Genomic DNA, 19,418 nt, shown 5'->3' with positions numbered 1-19,418 from the left:
AATGAATCACTTTGCATGATTCATCTTCATTCTTTATAGTGTATAATAGAAAGTTTTTTAGATTGCTGTTGTTGCGCCACGGTACACAATACCACGACGAGGATCAACAGTGATTAATTCATCATTTGCAATCAAGTTTGTAGCGTCAGCTGCACCAACGATTACTGGAATATCTTTCGCAATTGCAACGACTGCTGCATGGGAAGTTAATCCACCTTCTTCAACGACTAAAGCGATTGCCTTGTCAATTGCAGGCATGTAATCTTTGTCAGTTGTTTTAACAACTAGGATTGAGCCTTCTGTTGCATTTGCTACTGCTTCTTCTGCTGTATTTGCTACAACAGCTTTAGCAATCACTGATTCTTCACCGATTCCTTGACCTTGGACTAATTTTGATCCGATCATTTGAATCTTCATTAAGTTAGTTGTTCCTTTTTCACCAACCGGTACACCGGCAGTGATGATGATCAAGTCACCTTCGCTTGCAAATCCTTCTTCTTGAGAAATGTGTGTTGCTAAGTTGAACATTTCATCCGTACTTGCTGGTTTATCAGCAACCGTTGCATAAACGCCCCAAGATAATGACAAGCTACGTGCTTTTTGTTCTGTGAAAGTGATCGCAACGATATGTGATTTCGGACGGTATTTAGAAATCATACGAGCAGTGTGACCTGATTCAGTCGCAGCAACGATTGTTTGGATGCCCAAGTTACGTGCAGTATGTCCGACTGATTGACCGATCGCTTCTGCCATATCTGTTTTGCTGTATAATTTTAATGCGAATGAATCTTGGTTGATCAAGGCTTCTTCAGTACGAACTGCGATACGAGCCATTGTTTGAACAGCTTCTAACGGATAATCCCCAGCAGCTGTTTCACCAGAAAGCATTACAGCATCTGTTCCGTCATAGATTGCATTAGCAACGTCATTTGCTTCCGCACGAGTTGGACGTGGGTTACGTTGCATAGAATCAAGCATTTGAGTTGCAGTGATAACTGGTTTACCTAGAGCATTACACTTTTTAATCAAGTCTTTTTGAACAACAGGAACATCTTCTGTTGGAATTTCAACACCCATATCACCACGAGCAACCATCAAACCGTCAGAAACTTTTAGGATTTCGTCAATATTGTCGATTCCTTCTTGATTCTCGATTTTCGGAATAATTTGGATATGAGTTGCGTTTTCTTCTTCTAAAATTTTAGTAATTTCTAAAACGTCAGTTGCACGACGAACGAAACTTGCAGCGATAAAGTCAACACCTTGTTCAATACCAAAGCGGATATCTGCCGCATCTTTATCCGTAATACCAGGAAGATTTACAGATACGCCAGGTACGTTAACGCCTTTTTTATTTTTTAATACGCCTTCGTTTTTAACTAAAGTAACGATTTCGTTTGCTGCACGATCAATATCTGTTACTTCTAAGTCAATTAGTCCATCATCTAAAAGAATATGAGAACCAACATTTACATCATTGATCAACTCAGGGTAAGTGATTGAGAATTTTTCGTTTGTCCCTAAAACTTCTGTCATAGAAAGACGTACTGAATCACCTGTTCTTAAAGTGATCGCACCATTTTCCATTTCGTTCGTACGAATTTCAGGACCTTTTGTATCAAGTAAGATGGCTACACGTTTCCCTGTGATTTTTGCCGCTTCACGAATATTTTTGATACGGTTGCCATGTTCTTCAAAGTCACCATGTGAGAAGTTCAAACGGCAAACGTTCATTCCTGCATTCATTAAGTTTACTAGCATATCAACAGTTTCACTAGCTGGTCCGATCGTACATACGATTTTCGTTTTTTTCATTACCAAACGCTCCTATTCCAATTTTGTTTATACATTATGAAAATATCTATTTTCCTCAAGTGATCCTCAGGTTCGCTCACATTTTTGAGCTGATTCTTAAAAAGAAATCTCTTGATTTAAATCATAAAGTGATAAGTCAGGTTTGTGTTTATGGTTTTCTAAAGTATCAACGATATCCGCTGAAACTACTTGGTTATCAAGCATACCGATACATTGTCCGCCTTTTCCAGCTTTCAATAATTCGACAGCATATGAACCAAATTTACTTGCAAGTACGCGGTCACGAGCACTTGGTGAACCACCACGAACTACATGTCCTAAAATAGATACGCGCGTATGGAAGTCCCCATGTTCAGAAAGCTTATCCGCAAATTCATTCCCGCCCATAACACCTTCTGCTAAAATGATCAAACAATGTTTTTTACCACGGTCGCGGCCTTCTCTGATGCGTTGTGCAACATTTACCATATCAAAATCATGTTCTGGAATGATGATTTCATCCGCTCCACCTGCAACACCTGACCAAAGAGCGATATCACCTGCTCCACGCCCCATTACTTCAATAACGAATGTACGAACGTGCGAAGTTGCAGTATCACGAATACGGTCAATCGATTCTAACACTGTATTGATCGCTGTATCAAAACCAATAGTAAAATCAGTCCCTGGAATATCATTATCGATCGTCCCTGGAATACCTACTGCTGGAAATCCACGTTTTGTCAGCGCCATTGCACCGTGATAAGAACCGTCTCCACCAATGACAACTAAGCCTTCGATACCGAATTTTTTTAATTGTTCGATCCCTTTTAGTTGCCCTTCTTCTGTTGCAAATTCTGGATAACGAGCAGAGTATAAGAAAGTTCCTCCACGTTGAATTTTGTCGCCAACATCTGCAATGTCTAAACGACGAATGTCACCAGCTACCAAGCCTGCAAAACCGTAGTTGATCCCATAAACTTCGATTCCGTCAAAAATCCCTTTACGTACCACTGCTCGAATTGCAGCGTTCATTCCTGGGGCGTCTCCCCCACTGGTTAAAATACCGATACGTTTCATTCGTTCTTTCACCTCATATATTATACTTTTAAGCTGCAACAAGTTTTGTCACAGTTATTCATTACTCAAAAATATTACGTCACTCATTTTACCATTAATAGTGCAAAATGTCTTGATTTAAGAAGAAATAATTGAAAAAAGATGAAAACAATTAGTATTTTTTACCGTAAATCATTTGAAAACAACATTTTGACTGCCCAGAATCTGATCTAATTGTTCTTTTGCATCTGCTGTATCTGCTAACCAATTCTCTTCTCCTAAGACTAATTTCTTCCCATTTTTCTCAAAATAAATAATAACTGGGATATTGCCTCTGTGAGCTTGAATGACTTCACGAATACTTTGTAACACGTTATTTTGCTCTTTTTCTGCAACAATCTTCAAATAACATGTCGTTGCACTAATACTATTTTCAATATCATTCGCTTTTTCGATCTGATTGACTAATAGTTGAAGTTCTTGATTGTAGTTGCTTTTTTCTATTTTCCCCTCTACGAAATAAACTTGATTTTTTTCAACGTTTTGACGCAACGTTCTGAAAACTGTAGGAAACAGCGTCAATGATAGCGATCCTGTTAAATCATCACCTTCTACAAACGCCATTTGCTCGCCTTTTTTTGTCCGAATTACTCGAATATCTTTCACATAAATCAATAAACGGGCTGTTTGGTTCTCAACAACATCACTTACTAACATCACTTGTTTAGCGAGACGAGTCTTTTTGAATTCTTCAGTGGGATGTCCTGATAGATAGACACCTAAGTATTGTTCTTCTTGCTCCAACTTTTCTTCTAAAGAATAATCAGCAACTTCTACTTCTTTTAATTTGAGCGTATCTTCTAAAAGATTCATACTGCCGCCACTATATATAATATTTTGAATTTCACTGTCTAGACTAACTGCCAATTGGCGGCGATTCGCTTGTAATTCATCAAACGCACCAATCGCAATCAACGGTTGTATATTTTCAGCTTTTAGCCATTTTCGATCAATTCGCAACAAAAATTGATCAAAGGATTTGAACGGGCCACGCTCTTTCCGTTCATCTAAAATATTCTGAATAAAGTCACGCCGTATCCCCTTCAAGGAACTAAAACCGAACATGATCTGATCATTATTATTCAAATAAAAACTATATTGACTAGCGTTGATAGCTGGTTGTATAATGGTCATTTTATTCTTACGCGCTTCACCAATATATTCTTTGATTTTTGTTGGATTGTGTCGCACTGAATGAAGAATTGCTGCATAAAAAGCACCTGGAAAATGTACTTTTAAAAAGGCCATTTGAAAGCCAATAAAGGAATATGCAAACGCATGCGAGCGGTTAAATCCATAGTTAGCAAATCGTTCAATATAATCATAAATCGTTTTTGCTACTGCTTCACTATGTCCTTCTTTCATCGCCCCTTCCACAAAGTGCTTGCGTTCTTCATCTAGGACTTCTTTTTTCTTTTTACTCACTGCACGTCTTAATATATCAGCCTGCCCTAAACTAAAACCTGCCATAGTCGACGCAACTTGAATAATTTGTTCTTGGTAGACAATAACACCGTAAGTATTTTTTAAAATCGGTTCTAAAACAGCATCAGGATATTCAATTGACTCCAATCCTTTTTTTCTGCGAATAAACAAGTCAATATTTTGCATTGGTCCTGGACGGTATAAGGCGTTGACTGCTGCAATATCTTCGATACTTGTAGGTCCTAATTTTCTTAAAACATTACGAATACCAGCTGACTCGAATTGAAAAACACCACTCGTTTCCCCTCGCCTAAATAACGCCAATGTTTTTTCATCATCCAACGGAATTTGGTTTAGAATCACTTCTTTTTTATAGACTCGTTTAATCGACTTGATTGTATCATCAATAATAGATAGATTTCTCAAACCTAGGAAATCCATTTTCAATAACCCGATTTTTTCAACATCGTTCATCGTAAATTGAGTTAAAAAGATGTCATTTGATCCAGGTTGTAGAGGTACGATATCTAACAAATCCAAATCACTGATCACCACGCCTGCTGCATGAGTAGATACGTGCCGCGGTAATCCTTCTAATCGAACTGCAGTATCATACAGCAGGCGATTTGTTTCAGAAGAATTTACTAACTCTACTAATTTTTTAGACTCTGTATATGCTGTTTTCAACGTCATCTTCAACGCACTTGGTACAGCACTAGACCAACGATTAGATTCACTTTGAGATAATCCAAATACTCTAGCAACATCCCTTAAAACCATCTTTGCTGCCATCGTGCCAAAAGTAGCTATCTGCGCCATATGATACTGTCCGTATTTTGTACGAACGTATTGCAATACTTCTTCACGACGATTATCCGGAATATCCAAATCAATATCGGGCATCGAATGTCTTTCTGGATTTAAGAATCGTTCAAATAACAGATTATATTTGATTGGATCAACATCTGTGATTGCTAAAACATAAGACACTAAAGACCCTGCAGCGGAACCACGACCAGCACCTGTTACAATTTTTTCAGCATGCGCAAATGCCATTACATCCCATACGATTAAGAAATAATCGTCAAAGCCCATCGTATGGATAATATCTAACTCTTTTGCTAATCGTTCCTCATATTCTATAGTGACATTTTGTATTCGTTCAGGCAACTTTTGTAGACATAGCTCTTTTAAAAATTCACCCGCTTTTTTCCCTTCCGGAATGGGATAATGAGGTAATAATCGTTGATGTAAAGGTATTTCTACAGTGCAGGTTTCCGCAATTTTCTCAGCATTTTCCAAAGCCATTTCGCCAGCTTTTATACGTAATTGTTCTGCAACATCATGCTGATTTCTTAGATAAAAAGGCCCTTCTATATCTGTTTCTTCAGCGTTCAGGGTCATCTGTTGCCCCTCATTAATATGAGTCAGTACCTTTAACGCAAACCCATCTTCACGGTTTAAATAACGTGTTTCTTGTAACGCAACTAGAGGCTGACCTTTTGTTTCATAAAATTGAAAAAGATTGGGATCCATTTCTGCATTACTTGTGAATGAAGCTCCAGCAAAAAAAGAAGCTGGATCAAATAACTCTCTTAAGAATGTCAAACTTTCTTCGCCTTCGTTTACACTTCTTTTAAAGGCAAAAGTAACTTCTCCTTTATCAGAAGGCATCACGGCGATTAGATGTTTTAGCTGATCTTTGACTTCCTCTAAATAAAAAACTCTTTCACTATTCATTTTTGCAGTGGAGATTCGCATCAGATTTTGATAGCCTTCCAAATCTTTTGCATATAACAACAACTGTGCTGTCTGTTCGGACTTGCGAGGTGTGTATTCTAATGTTAAACCGATAATCGGTTTGATTCCTTCTTGTTTACAAACTTCAAAAAATTCAATCGCCCCATGAAGTACATTAATATCAGCAATTCCAATAGTTGTATAACCTAACTTCTTAGCTTGTTGCACTAATTCTTGAATGCGAATGGTACTGGAGAGTAATGAATAGGAAGAAATAGTATATAATTGTGGAAAAGGCATAAGACATCTCCTTACTTAAATGAGGTTGAGTAAAATAATCAACTTATAAAATGCCAAAAGTTGCTTCTAATCCCACCATTTATTCTGATTGTTTAAAATTTAAACGGCAACCTGCAATTTCTTTACATTTAGAAAAATTGTGCTAAACTAAAGCTAGAAAAGAGGTGCAATCCATGCGTTACATTCTTGTATTGTTGTGGTCCTTTTTACTAGGACAAGTAGTCGGCTACATTGGTGGTGCCTTAAATGGCGGTACTTATGACTTTATGCTGACAACCATTATATCATTGATTACTGGTGTGATTATCTTATTGATTGGTCAATTCGCATTACCAAAAAAAGAAACCACTGAAAGTGCTCAATAATATAGAAACTATGTTTAAGTTTCATTTAGTTTTTGACTTGAGCAAAATAAACTTATAAAAAAACCAGTTACTACAAACATTGTAACTGGTTTTTTTATGTTTTCAACTGTTTATAGTCTTTTATTTAAAATTTTACGAAAATTGAATAGAGAAAGGCAAATATTTCCTAAAACAAAACAGGCAGTAACAATAAATACCGCACTATACCCAAATCCATGCGCTACAGTTGAACCAATCATCGGTCCTAAGACTTGTCCAAAATTACTAAACATCTGATTATAGCTATAAACTCGACTCACTCCTTCTGTTGGCGTAATTTTGCTAATTAACGTATTGATCGACGGCATCAAAGCGCCTGTTGAAAACCCTAAAAAGAAACGCAACAAGCCTAATTGTAACGGTGTTTTCACGAAAGCCATTGGTATATAACAAATCATTGATAAAATCAATCCTGCTAATAAAACTTTGTGATTCCCAATCTTATCACCTAGTTTGCCTAAAATGGGTGACGAGATCACAGCTGAAACGCCTGCTACTGAAACAATCAACCCACTGATGAATAAAATATTCCCCGTATCGTGGCTCAAAGAACGAATATATAACGTCAAAATAGGGCTAATACTAGTGACCCCAATTTGTAAAATCAATGTTGTAATAAATAAACCAATCAAAATTGACACATGATCCATTTTCGAGAAAATTTCTTTCGTACTTAACAAATCTTTTTTCTCCACCGGTTGAAAATCTTCTTTAACCATAAAAATCGTTAGTAAAGTGGTGATCAATAACACGGTCCCAGTAATGATAAATACATTTTCCATTCCAAACCATTGTGCTAAAGCGCCACCGATAGACGGTCCAATCAAATTTCCAGCAATTGCACCTGTCGAAAGAGTTCCCAAAGCCCAACCACTTTTTTCTTTAGGAGCTTGAGATGCGATCATCGCCGTTGCATTTGGGATATAACCAGAAAGAATACCGTTAAAAAAACGCATAACAAGTAACCAATAAACGTTTGGTACAAAAGCCAATGATCCCATAGTTATCGTCATTCCTGCAGCAGCTCTGATCATCATCACTTTACGACCTTTTCTATCTGCTAAATTCCCCCAAATAGGTGCCACGATTGCAGCAGCAAAGGCTGTAACCGCTATGGCTAATCCGGAGAATAGCTCCACTTGGTTTTTGGGCGTCCCTAATTGTTCAACATAAACAGGAATAAATGGCATCACTAGGCTGATACTTGCGCCCGTAAAAAAACAGCCTAGCCAAGCAACCATTAAATTCTTTTTCCAATCAATTTTCATTCACTGTACACCTCACAAGTTCTTCACTCTTAACTATACTCCAAATTTTGTAATCTCTCAAAAAATATTTCTGCTTAACAACAGAAAAAAAGCCTAACTGCCTATATAACAGCTAAGCTTTATCGTTCATGATTGTTTATAAAATCGCTAAGATAACAAAGTTCAAAATAAATAACGCATTCACAATCCAAAGAATTGGTGAAACTTCTTTAAATTTTCCTTTCGCTACTTTCACTACAGCATAAAAAATGAATCCTGCTGCAATTCCATAAGAGATACTGTAACATAATCCCATAAAGATTGAAGCAAAGAAGGCTGGAACGGCCTCTTCTAAATTCGTCCATTCAATATCTTTAAATGAAGCAAGCATCATAACACCAACCAGAATTAAAGCAGGAGCGGTTGCTTGCGCTGGTACGATTGCAATCAACGGCGAAAACAAGCTGCTTAAAGCGAATAAAGCCGCAACCACAACAGAGGTTAAACCAGTCCGTCCACCTGCACCAATTCCTGCAGCACTCTCTACATAGGTCGTTGTATTTGATGTTCCAAATACTGCCCCGATCGAAGTTGCAATTGCGTCTGCAAACAACGCTTTATCCATTTTTGTAGAAAATCCTTTACTGTCTTCAAGTGCTAGTTCATCTTCTTTAGAAAAGATTCCTGTACGACGTCCTGTTCCAATAAATGTACCAATCGTATCGAATGTATCAGATAAACTAAAGGCAATAACAGTCATTAAGACTTGAGGGATTTTTGACGCATCACTAAACAACGACTGCATACCATCAGCACCAAATGCCGCGCCAAAAGTTGTGCCTAGTTCACTGATTGAATTCCCTAAAGAATTTGCTTGCCAATCGATCATAGACAAATCTACAACACCCATTGGAATCGCTATAATCGTTGTTACTACAATACCGATCAAAATAGCACCACGAACATTTAAAACAACTAAAACCGTCATTAGAACTAGTCCAATAATGGCTAAAATAATCTCAGGGTTATTAAAATTACCTAAGGCAGGAACAATACTGTCCCCGTTCACAAGTCCGTTTTTAGGCTCTGCTTGTACGGTAAAATCTAATAATTTGGCATTTTTAATGCCTACATATGCGACAAAAATCCCGATACCGCCACCAATTGCATGTTGCATACTTTCTGGTATAGCATTGATGATTAGTTTACGAATTTTTGTTACAGTAATCAAAACATTGATCAAACCACAAATAAACACCATGGCCAATGCTTGTTGCCATGTGTAGCCTAATCCAAAAACAACCGTAAAAGTGAAAAAAGCATTTAGTCCCATTCCTGGTGCTTGTGCATACGGAACATTTGCAAAAAGTCCCATAATCAATGTTCCGATGATTGAAGCAATGATTGTAGCTAAAAATACTGCTTGAAATGGCATTCCTGTTTGAGATAAAATCGATGGGTTTACGAACAAAATATAACTCATCGCAAAAAATGTCGTTACCCCAGCTACCATTTCAGTTGAAATAGTTGTTTTGTTTTCCTTTAACTTGAAAAACTTTTCCATGAAAATGTTTCGCTCCTCTTTATACCAAAATTTTATCGGGACATATCCATTCATACGCTAAATTGACACTTAACGAATGAATTTATTTCAACAATAATAAGTGCATGTTCCTGTTTCCCGATGAATACTTTTAAAGTATAAGTTAGTACATTCTACATTTCAACAAATTATTAACTTTAATCATATAAAATCTTTTTAATGTTCGTGTTTTTCGTTTTTAGTCATAAAATAAAAAAGCCTTACAGTTGCGATTTCTACTTAGCAACTGCAGGGCATATTTTTTTAGATAATTTTTCTTTTAAGTAACACACCCAAACTAACGCTAATAGTTAAAGCTCCAAATAAAGTTACTGAAGCGGAAGATTGCTCACCAGTTTTAGGTAATTCTTTTTTTGTACCAGTTTTAGCAAGTTCTTTCGTATTGGTCGGTTCACTATCAATTCCTTGTTTAGGTAAAATCGCTATTGGAAAAACAACAGCATTTTTTTCTTCATCCATTACAACTGCCGTTAAGTTCTCTTTGCCCTTGATTTTTAAGGAGGTAATATTTATTTTGATCAAACCTTGGGCATCCGCTTGTCCAACTAAATCTCCTTGCGGGAATTCAGTTGTGTTCATCTTCTCCTGAGGTATATCCCCATCGTAGAGAACGATCGTTGCATTTGGTAATGTGACTCCTCTCAAAAGTTCATCATCTTCATATAACGGATCGAATATCGTTGCTTTTTTGATTTTATCTACACCGTCTTCTGGCTCTGGTTTCTGTATTTCTGTAAGATCAACTAGCTTTTTGCGGTTTTCAATAGAAGCCGAAATCGTTTCACCCACAGTTTCTTTACTTTCAATATAACCAATAAAAGTCTCTGTATCAGGTTGAATCGCATTTACTAAACGAGCTCCTGTGAATCCTGAAAAACCATCTCCACCGCCAAATAAAAAGTCGTTGATTACAACCATATAGGTCTGATCAGATTGAAGTGGCGTTCCATCTTTTTTAAACATCTCATGCACTTTGAACGGTTGATTTTCATCGCCAGTCTTCACAAAAGAATAGGTTAAACCAGAAATTTGTAAAAAATAGCGACCTTCTTCATCATATTGCTCATTTAGCACTTGCTCAATTTGAGCACCCGTCATCTCAACTACTTGCATGATATTACCAAAAGGTTGAACCGCTTGCGCCGATCCCCATGTGATGTCCCGATTTTCTTCGACCGCTAAATCAGCACGAATACCACCATTGTTCGTCATCGCAAAATCAGCTTTAATCCCTTTCGCCTGAGCCATAGCCACCTGTCCATCTGTAATCAAATTCCCTAATGGCGATTCTTTAGCCTCGTTGACTTCACGACTGATTGCGCCATTTTCTTTCGCTGTTCCAATTTTTTTATTGGTTACTTTTGCAACACGTTCTTCAGCATCTTTTACCGTTTCCGCAACTTTCTCATCGATTTTCGGTACATCATCACCTGTAGGATCAACTGGTAAAACTTTGGCATTAGGCGTGTCCACAAAATCATTGGTTTCAGGATCTAGTGTTCCTTGTAAATCAATATATCCTTTTCCTTGTGCAGTGGATTGAACCACTCTTGTTTTGTTGACCACTCCGTTTGTATACTGATGATTATGTGCTGCAAAAAAAGCATCCACACTATTCTCAGGGTAAATATTATTTACTTTATTAATAATTTCAGCTGCTTCCCCATTCACTTTATCCGCTTTGCTAGTTGCGGGAATATGAGCCAACACAACAATCGCATTCACACCAAGATTCTTTAATTGACTTGAATAATAGGCAATGGTTTCAGCTTCATCTAAAAAGTCATACGCCTCGTAATGCTCTTTTAAAACTAAATTGGGAATTTCTGTCGTAACAACACCGATAAAACCGACTTTTACTTTATTATTTTTTGTTCCTACCTCTTTAATCGTATAAGGTTTCCATCCAAAAGGAATTTCCTCCGTTCCCTTTTTGACAACGTTACCAATTACTAACTCAGTTTTAGAAGCTTCTCTTGGATAAGCTGTTAAGATACCATATGGATCATCAAGAGGTTTTTTACCAAGCATGATTCGGTTAAATTCTTGAAGGCCTTCATCAAATTCATGATTTCCTAAAGTTCCCACAGAAAAGTCCATCTGATTCAACACTTTAATCGTCGGTTCATCTTGAAGCAATCCAGAGCTTGCTGGACTAGCACCAACCATATCTCCTGCTTGGACGCGCAATGTTTGACCACCACTATTCGCTCGTGCAAATTGTTCTTGCGCTCGATTCAAATAGCCTGCCAACAATGGTGCTGTTCCGACATTGGTAAACTTCTTCCCATTATCATCATAGAAAGAACCTGTCGTATTCAAAGCACCATGAAAATCATTGATTCCAAGAATTTGAAACGGAATTTTTTCATTTTGCACCTGTTGTTCGTCTGGTACATTTTTACGTTCAGCACTGCCAACTGTCTGCGCCTTAGCAACGTCCACAGCCCCAACTGTTGCGCTACTGATTCCCCCAATAATAAATAAAATAGTTAACAAAGAACTTTGCCACTTTTTCATGTTAATAACTCCTCTTTCGTTATTTCCAAACATATTTAAATAAAGAGTAACAATTTCCTCACACGCTGTCAATACAGCTTCGCTCAATCTTCTATGAGTTTCAATCCTTTTAATCCAAAAATGGCAGCCAAGAACATAATCTGCACAATGGTTAGTAAGAGAATAAACAACATTTTATTCAGCGACCAGTCAAAAAAAATAATTTTGACAGTTTGAATCGGTTTTGTAAATACATAAACACTATGTAACCGATTAAAACGCCCAACAAAAATAGCTAAACTAGATAATACGTTAATCAATAAAATAAAAATAAACTCTTGCCATTTTTTAATGAAAATATTCCTTTGAATACTTTCATTAAGGACCGTAAAGACCGTTGCCATTCCTAAAAAACCATACACACAAATTCCGACTGTCAACAAACTAAAAGATACCCAATCAGACAATGCTTGTCCAAATATCTGATTCATTCCTTGATAAATCGTCAATTGTTCTAAATGAAAAAAATCTGTAAATAAATAGGGTGCATTTGGATAAAATAGAAGCCAAAACATTCCCAACAGATAAAACATTCGCTTCTGTACTTTTTTTAAATGAAAACTAATTTCGAGTGGGGTATACGCTAACAAAACATTCAAAGCCATAAAATGATACATCTCAGCAAAAAATATCATATATAAACAATAAAGCAAAGTAGCGATTCGAATTGACCAACGATAGACTTGTATCAAACTTTTCACCATCCTTTTTCCACTTAGTGTATCATAAAGAAATTATTTTCAAAAATTTTCTTGAAAACTTGTCATTCTCCTATTTTGTGCTAGACTAAGTTAAAGAAAACTTTCCGGGAGGAACGACTTTGAAAAAATTAATTGCAATCGATTTAGATGGTACAACATTAAACGCGCAGTCTCTAATTAGTACAACAACTGAAAAAGCTTTGAAAAAGGCTATGGAACACGGTCACTATGTTAGCATCGTCACTGGCCGTCCTTATCGAATGAGTAGTCAATTTTATCGTCAATTAGGTCTAGCAACACCGATGGTCAACTTTAATGGTGCCCTAGTTCATATGCCTGGAAAACGCTGGGCAGATGAAAAAGAGACCGGCATACAAAGAGAGTTGGTTTTTGATATATTAGCTCAAAAGAAAGCGTTGAATCTTGATTTTGTTGCCGCTGAAAATAAAGAAACCTTTTTTATTGATAGTTTAGATTACTTTGATTCAACTTTTTTCGCATCAGAAGCAACAGCAAGCAATCTTTTAACTGCTAAAAATTTAGTTACTGATCCAACTTCTATGATGGTTCGGACGTCAAAAGATCAAGCAGCACTTGTCTCTGACTCTTTGATGAAACAATACGGAGAATATGTTGATGTCAGGACTTGGGGCGGTCCGACACCTATTTTAGAGATTGTCTCTAAAGGTATCCAAAAAGCCAAAGGTGTAGAACAAGTCGCTAATTACTTAGATGTGAAGCGTTCAGATATCATCGCTTTTGGTGATGAACATAACGATGAGGAAATGTTGGACTACGTTGGTTGGGGTGTTGCAATGAAAAACGCCACTGATAAGATCAAATCCGTAGCTAATGATATTACCGAAAAAACAAATGATGAAGACGGTTTGGCCATTTACTTAGAACAATATTTAGATTTGAAGGACCAATAAGATTTTTATACAAACTTAAAAATGATGGGACAGGATGATATGTGCCCTGAAAGTTGTACGTAGATGAATTTTTCGTTTGGCTGGAATATGACTCATAGAGTTATGTTCTAGCCTCTTTTTTTACTTTTTTGACAAACGCTATAGCTTGAACCTCCCTTTTAAGTAGCAATGTTACCGATAACAAGCACTATAGAACTAAAGGGAGTATTTCGCCAATTGGAATGTTTCATTCTTTTGTGATACCTGTATTTTCGATTGCCTTCATTATTAACAGAAAAAATGCAATTCCACGAGTAACTGTCGCATCTCAATAAGTACAAGAAATTTGGCGCACGTTCCTTCAAATGATTACGATGACAAAACGAGAAGATGAACATACACAGCATTTCCGCCGCTATATAGTTGAATTTTATAAAAAAAGAAGATATGTACCCAATTGTACACATCATCTTTTTTAGAGTGACTTAATCCACTCTAAGATGGATTTTTTTCAAAATTATTTTATCTGATAAATGAGATTGATTACTTTGTTCCCCTATCACTTCAGCCAAAATATTGGTTCGGTCTTCTTTTTTTTGTAATTGATACTCTATTTTCCCAGTTTCATTGAGTTCGTTCATCATTTCGCTATAGTCATCCACTTCAATTTTTCTTGTAATAAATCCCAATGATACTAAATGCTCGTCTAAATTTTTTGCTGACATCAGAGAACCAAACGCAATTTTTTGACGAATTTCTTGATTCAATTCTGTTATTTTGACCTCTTGTCCTCGGTCTACTATTTTTTTCTTGATCAACATTTCATATTGTTCCGCGGACAACATCACACCTGCAACTTTTTTTCTATTGTAAATATAAACACCTGAATTCGTTGCTTTTGCTGTTTCGAAAATCGTCATAGGAGACTGTTTCACATCCGTAATTGAGAACGATCTGTTTTTTTCCACTTTATTTTTCATCGGTCAACTCCCCTTCCAAATGATTATAGCATACAGATTTTCGCTGTGAAGAGCTTTTTTAGGGTGTTGCCCTTTTAAGCGGCCGAATCATTGTGAATAAAAAAAGAGATAATGACTGACTCTTCATCATCTCTTTAAATATAGTAATTTATTTTTCTCTCTCAATTCCTCTAAATCCAATATCCTTTCGATAAAATGTTCCTTTTGTCTCTACAGTATTTAACAACGTGTAAACAGCTTCTTGCGCCTGTAGTAATGTATCTGAACTTGCTTCAACAAGATAAATACGTCCACCATTTGAAACAAGTTGACCATTCTCTTCTTTTACTCCAGCATAATAAATTTGCTCACTTTCTACATTTGAAAAATCTGGAATCAAACAGTCATTTTCATACCTATTTGGGTAACCGTTAGCTGCGACAACGACTCCTAAACTATAGCCTTTTTGTTTCCACTTAATATCAGGTTGCATACCGTTTAATAAATCATCGATGACTTGAGCTAAATCACTTTCCAACCGTTGTAAAACAACTTGTGTTTCTGGATCCCCAAATCGGGCATTAAATTCAATCACTTTAGGTCCTGTTTCCGTAGCAATCAGACCAGCATATAAAATCCCGCTAAAGGCTTTCCCCTCTGCTATCATTCCTTGTGCTGTTGGCTTTAGAATCGTTTCAATTGCTTCATCGACTAACTCGTTGGCAATTTGCGGAACAGGACTATAGGCGCCCATACCACCTGTATTTGGACCAAGATCATTTTCGTAGGCACGTTTATGATCCTGTGCAATCACCATAGGATAAACTTCTTCATCACGAACAAAAGCTAACAGTGAAAATTCCTCACCTACTAAAAATTCCTCAATCACAACTTTAGCACCGCTTGAACCAAATTTATTTTCTTCAAGCATCTCCCTTAACGCATCAATTGCTTCCTCAACAGTTTCCGCAACTACGACACCTTTGCCCGCTGCTAGTCCATCTGCTTTAATCACGATAGGCGCTCCTTTTTCAACTACGTAAGCCCGAGCCTTAGCAAAATCAAAAAAAGTTTGATGATCTGCTGTTGGTATATTGTATTTATTCATCATTTGTTTGGCAAAATCTTTTGAGCCTTCGATCAATGCAGCAGCTTTCAGCGGACCAAAGGCTTTCAGACCAGCAGCTGTAAAATCATCTACGATCCCATTTAATAATGGTATTTCAGGTCCTACAAATGTCCAATCCACGCTCTGTTCTTTGGCAAAACGAATCAATGCATCATGGTCATCTTCCGCAATATCAATTAACTGAATGCCATCTTTTTTCATTCCTACATTCCCTCTAGCACAAAACACTGTCGTCACTTTGGGGCTTTGAATCAGCTTTTGCGCAATTACATGTTCTCTACCACCGCTTCCAATAACTAAAATCGTTAAGCCCATTACAATCTCCTTTTAATGTCTAAAGTGTCTGATATCTGTAAATACCATGGCGATTCCATATTTATCTGCCATTTCGATTGACTCTTGATCTTTGATGCTACCACCTGGTTGAACTATTGCTTTTATCCCATGCTGACCAGCATACTCGACACTATCTCCCATTGGGAAAAAGGCATCACTGGCCATAACCGCTTCATTGATCTTGGTTCCAGCTTGATCGATTGCGATTTGAACAGATCCGACACGATTCATTTGTCCTGCACCAATCCCTAAAGTTTGATGACTATTTGCGACAACAATCGCATTGCTTTTTACATGCTTGACTGCTTTCCAAGCAAATGCCAATGCGTTAAGTTCCTCAATACTTGGTTGTCTTTTCGTTACCACTTGCCAATTTTCGGATTTTTCTTGTACAATATCTTGATTTTGAATCAGTAATCCGCCTAAAACTGAAACACGTTCATCTTCTATCGCTTTATCTTTTTCTGAAAAATCTAGTGTCATCAGACGTAGATTTTTCTTACTGCTCAAAATCGCAAACGCTTCTTCGGAAAAACTCGGTGCAATAATAATTTCTAAAAATAGTTTATGCATTTTTTCTGCTATTTCCAGATCAACTTCACGATTCAATACAATAATTCCACCAAAAATCGAAACTGGATCTGCTTCATAAGCAGATTGATAAGCAGCGCTGATTGTTTTACCTATACCGATGCCACATGGGTTCATATGTTTGACTGCAACCACAGCCGCTTGATCAAATTCTTTAGAAATACGAATAGCCGCATCTGCATCCTTAATATTGTTATAAGATAATTCTTTACCATGTAGTTGTTTTGCACTAGCAATTGAAAATGAGACAGGCAGAGCATTTTGATAGAAGGCCGCTTGCTGATGACTATTTTCTCCGTAACGTAATTCTTGTTTTAAATCATACGTAAGCGTCAATGTTTCGGGATCTTTCTCCCCTACAAGGTCCGTCAAATAGTTGGCAATCAATGCATCATATGCCGCTGTGTGGCGAAATACTTTTGCTGCAAATTTTTGTCTCGTTGCCAATGTCGTTTCTCCGTTTTCAGAAAGCTCTATTAAAACTTGTTTGTAATCTTTAGGATCAACGACCACCGTCACAAATTGATGATTTTTAGCAGCACTTCTTAACATACTCGGCCCACCAATATCAATATTTTCAATTGCTTGTTCTTGTGATACATCTTCTTTCAAAATTGTTTCTTTAAAAGGATATAGGTTGACACAAACAAAATCGATTGGCCGAATTCCATGAATTTCCATCGCTTCTATATGACTATTTAAATCGCGACGCCCTAATAAACCACCGTGGATTTTGGGGTGTAATGTTTTTACACGACCATCCATCATTTCCGGAAAATCAGTTATTTCTTCAATAGAAATCGTTGGGATCCCTGCTTGCTCAAGTGCTGACTTTGTCCCTCCTGTTGAGATGATTTCTATTCCTTGTTCTACTAATCCTTGAGCAAACTGAATAACACCCGTTTTATCTGAAACACTGATCAAAGCTCTTTTTTTTATCATAAATGACTCTCTCCTTGCTGCGTTTTAATAAGTTTAGCCAAGACATTTGGAAATAGTTCATGTTCTATAGTATGGATTTTTTTCTCTAAAGAATCAAGTGTGTCAAAAGGTTCAATTTTGATTTTTTCTTGCGCTATAATCGGACCAGTATCGACACCTCCATCAATGTAGTGAATAGTTACACCTGTTTCAGCTACATTTGCATAAAAAGCGTCTTTAATTCCGTGTAAACCAGGAAAATCCGGCAATAACGAAGGATGGATATTGATGATACGATTCGAAAATACTTCCAATAATGTCGGACCAATAATTCTCATATAACCTGCTAAAACCACTAAATCAATTTGTTCTTCTTCAAGCAAGTGGAGGAGCTCAGCTTCATACATTGCTTTTGATTCGAAATCTTTCGGTGAAAATGAAATAACTGGAATCGCCATCGACCTTGCCCGTTGAACCGCATAAGCATCTTTTTTGTCACAAAATAATAGTGCTATTTCTGCATTGATTTCGCCAGTAACAACAGCTTCAGCGATAGCTTGAAAGTTACTGCCATTTCCTGAGGCAAATATCGCTAGCTTCATTCTTACACCTCTTTAAAAACAACAGTTTGCTTTGTTTTTGTAATGATTTTTCCAATAACATAACTTGGTTCACCTAGCTCGCTCAAAATCGTTCGAACATCTCCAACTTTTTCAGGTGAAACAGCTAATACCATCCCAATGCCCATATTGAAGATTTCATACATTTCCAATGATGGGATCTGACCATATTTTTCTATGGTTTGAAAAATTGGCAATATCGGCCAGCTCCCCAAATGTATTTCTGCCGCTAGATTTGTTGAAAACATTCTAGGGATATTTTCAACAAAACCGCCACCTGTAATATGCGCAATTCCCTTTACTAATACCTGTTTTACTAGTGGCAGTAATGGCTTCACATAAATTTTAGTTGGCGTCAGTAGTACATCGCCTAATTGCTTTTCATTTAACTCAGGAATCAGACTTTCCCCAGTAAGTTGATGAACTTCAAAGAAAATTTTACGTACAAGAGAGTAACCATTTGAATGAATGCCGCTAGATGATAGTCCTAGAAGAACGTCTCCTTCTTGGATATCATTCCCTGTAATTAGCTGACTTTTTTCCGCGATCCCCACAGCAAATCCGGCTAAATCATAGTCATTTTCTTTATACATCCCTGGCATTTCAGCAGTCTCGCCGCCAATCAACGCAGCGCCCGCCTGAAGACACCCTTCAGCCACACCTGCAACGACTTGTTCTAAACGATCCGGTTGATTTTTTCCAGTGGCAATATAATCTAGAAAATACAATGGTTCAGCACCTTGAGCGACAATATCATTCACACACATCGCAACACAATCAATTCCGATTGTATCATGTTTATTTTCTTGAATCGCAATCATTAATTTGGTTCCAACACCATCTGTACCCGAAATCAAGACAGGCTCCTTCACTTCCACCGTGCTTAAATCAAAACAACCGCCAAAACCACCTAGGGCTCCCATTACACCGATACGTTCCGTTCGTTTTACGTGTTTTTTGATTCTTTCAACTACTTCATAACCTGCTTCAACATTAACGCCAGCTTTTGCGTAGGCATTTCCCATTTACGGCTCCTCCTATCGATCGATGGTTAGTAAC

Annotated in this window: 14 protein-coding genes; 2 read left to right on the top strand and 12 right to left on the bottom strand. The window is 37.2% G+C overall.

The window, feature by feature from the left end; translation table 11 throughout:
• Nucleotides 1-57 precede the first annotated feature (57 nt).
• The 3 genes from pyk to dnaE form a co-directional block, all read right to left on the bottom strand.
• Nucleotides 58-1,815: a pyruvate kinase gene (pyk, locus tag I580_RS03370; RefSeq protein WP_010772716.1), complete on the bottom strand. Its 1,758-nt coding sequence runs from the start codon at nt 1,813-1,815 to the stop codon at nt 58-60.
• A gap of 96 nt (nt 1,816-1,911) precedes the next feature.
• Nucleotides 1,912-2,874 (bottom strand): 6-phosphofructokinase, encoded by a 963-nt coding sequence (gene pfkA, locus I580_RS03365; protein ID WP_010772717.1) that lies wholly within the window; start codon nt 2,872-2,874, stop codon nt 1,912-1,914.
• A gap of 171 nt (nt 2,875-3,045) precedes the next feature.
• Complete coding sequence (gene dnaE, locus I580_RS03360; protein ID WP_010772718.1) at nt 3,046-6,378, bottom strand: DNA polymerase III subunit alpha; 3,333 nt, start codon at nt 6,376-6,378, stop codon at nt 3,046-3,048.
• A gap of 173 nt (nt 6,379-6,551) precedes the next feature.
• On the opposite strand from dnaE, the gene I580_RS03355 reads away from it, so the two are divergent.
• Nucleotides 6,552-6,743: a YjzD family protein gene (locus I580_RS03355; protein ID WP_010772719.1), complete on the top strand. Its 192-nt coding sequence runs from the start codon at nt 6,552-6,554 to the stop codon at nt 6,741-6,743.
• A gap of 110 nt (nt 6,744-6,853) precedes the next feature.
• Here the strand turns inward: I580_RS03355 and I580_RS03350 are convergent, their stop codons facing one another.
• The 4 genes from I580_RS03350 to I580_RS03335 form a co-directional block, all read right to left on the bottom strand.
• Nucleotides 6,854-8,050, bottom strand: a complete 1,197-nt coding sequence (locus I580_RS03350; RefSeq protein WP_010772720.1) for a multidrug efflux MFS transporter — start codon at nt 8,048-8,050, stop codon at nt 6,854-6,856.
• Nucleotides 8,051-8,186: 136 nt separating this feature from the next.
• Entirely contained in the window at nt 8,187-9,593 is a 1,407-nt protein-coding gene (locus I580_RS03345) for an NCS2 family permease (RefSeq protein WP_010772721.1), read from the bottom strand.
• A 282-nt stretch (nt 9,594-9,875) separates the two neighbouring features.
• The gene (locus I580_RS03340; protein WP_010772722.1) at nt 9,876-12,152 is read right to left on the bottom strand and encodes a 5'-nucleotidase C-terminal domain-containing protein; all 2,277 of its coding nucleotides are present in this window, start codon (nt 12,150-12,152) and stop codon (nt 9,876-9,878) included.
• Nucleotides 12,153-12,235: 83 nt separating this feature from the next.
• Nucleotides 12,236-12,826: a DUF1361 domain-containing protein gene (locus I580_RS03335; protein ID WP_034860435.1), complete on the bottom strand. Its 591-nt coding sequence runs from the start codon at nt 12,824-12,826 to the stop codon at nt 12,236-12,238.
• A gap of 185 nt (nt 12,827-13,011) precedes the next feature.
• Between I580_RS03335 and I580_RS03330 the strand changes: the two genes are divergently transcribed.
• A complete protein-coding gene (locus tag I580_RS03330; RefSeq protein WP_010772724.1) occupies nt 13,012-13,824 on the top strand; it encodes a Cof-type HAD-IIB family hydrolase in 813 nt (270 codons plus the stop codon).
• A 464-nt stretch (nt 13,825-14,288) separates the two neighbouring features.
• On the opposite strand, the gene I580_RS03325 is transcribed toward I580_RS03330, so the two are convergent.
• The 5 genes from I580_RS03325 to purM form a co-directional block, all read right to left on the bottom strand.
• Nucleotides 14,289-14,783 carry a hypothetical protein gene (locus I580_RS03325; protein ID WP_010772725.1) on the bottom strand — a complete coding sequence of 165 codons (495 nt, stop codon included), beginning with the start codon at nt 14,781-14,783 and terminating at the stop codon, nt 14,289-14,291.
• A gap of 148 nt (nt 14,784-14,931) precedes the next feature.
• Nucleotides 14,932-16,206 (bottom strand): phosphoribosylamine--glycine ligase, encoded by a 1,275-nt coding sequence (gene purD, locus I580_RS03320; RefSeq protein WP_010772726.1) that lies wholly within the window; start codon nt 16,204-16,206, stop codon nt 14,932-14,934.
• A 12-nt stretch (nt 16,207-16,218) separates the two neighbouring features.
• Nucleotides 16,219-17,760, bottom strand: a complete 1,542-nt coding sequence (purH, locus tag I580_RS03315) for a bifunctional phosphoribosylaminoimidazolecarboxamide formyltransferase/IMP cyclohydrolase (protein ID WP_010772727.1) — start codon at nt 17,758-17,760, stop codon at nt 16,219-16,221.
• On the bottom strand, nt 17,757-18,341 hold the full coding sequence (gene purN, locus I580_RS03310; RefSeq protein WP_010772728.1) for a phosphoribosylglycinamide formyltransferase: 585 nt from the start codon (nt 18,339-18,341) through the stop codon (nt 17,757-17,759). The genes purH and purN overlap by 4 nt, the downstream gene beginning before the upstream one ends.
• 2 nt (nt 18,342-18,343) lie before the next feature.
• Nucleotides 18,344-19,384 carry a phosphoribosylformylglycinamidine cyclo-ligase gene (purM, locus tag I580_RS03305; RefSeq protein ID WP_010772729.1) on the bottom strand — a complete coding sequence of 347 codons (1,041 nt, stop codon included), beginning with the start codon at nt 19,382-19,384 and terminating at the stop codon, nt 18,344-18,346.
• Nucleotides 19,385-19,418 lie beyond the last annotated feature (34 nt).

The sequence above is a fragment of the Enterococcus caccae ATCC BAA-1240 genome (genome assembly GCF_000407145.1).
In the GTDB taxonomy this organism is placed as follows: Bacteria; Bacillota; Bacilli; order Lactobacillales; family Enterococcaceae; genus Enterococcus_L; species Enterococcus_L caccae.
The sequence above is the reverse complement of the archived record's forward strand: the minus strand, read 5'-3'. Positions and strand labels throughout refer to the sequence as shown.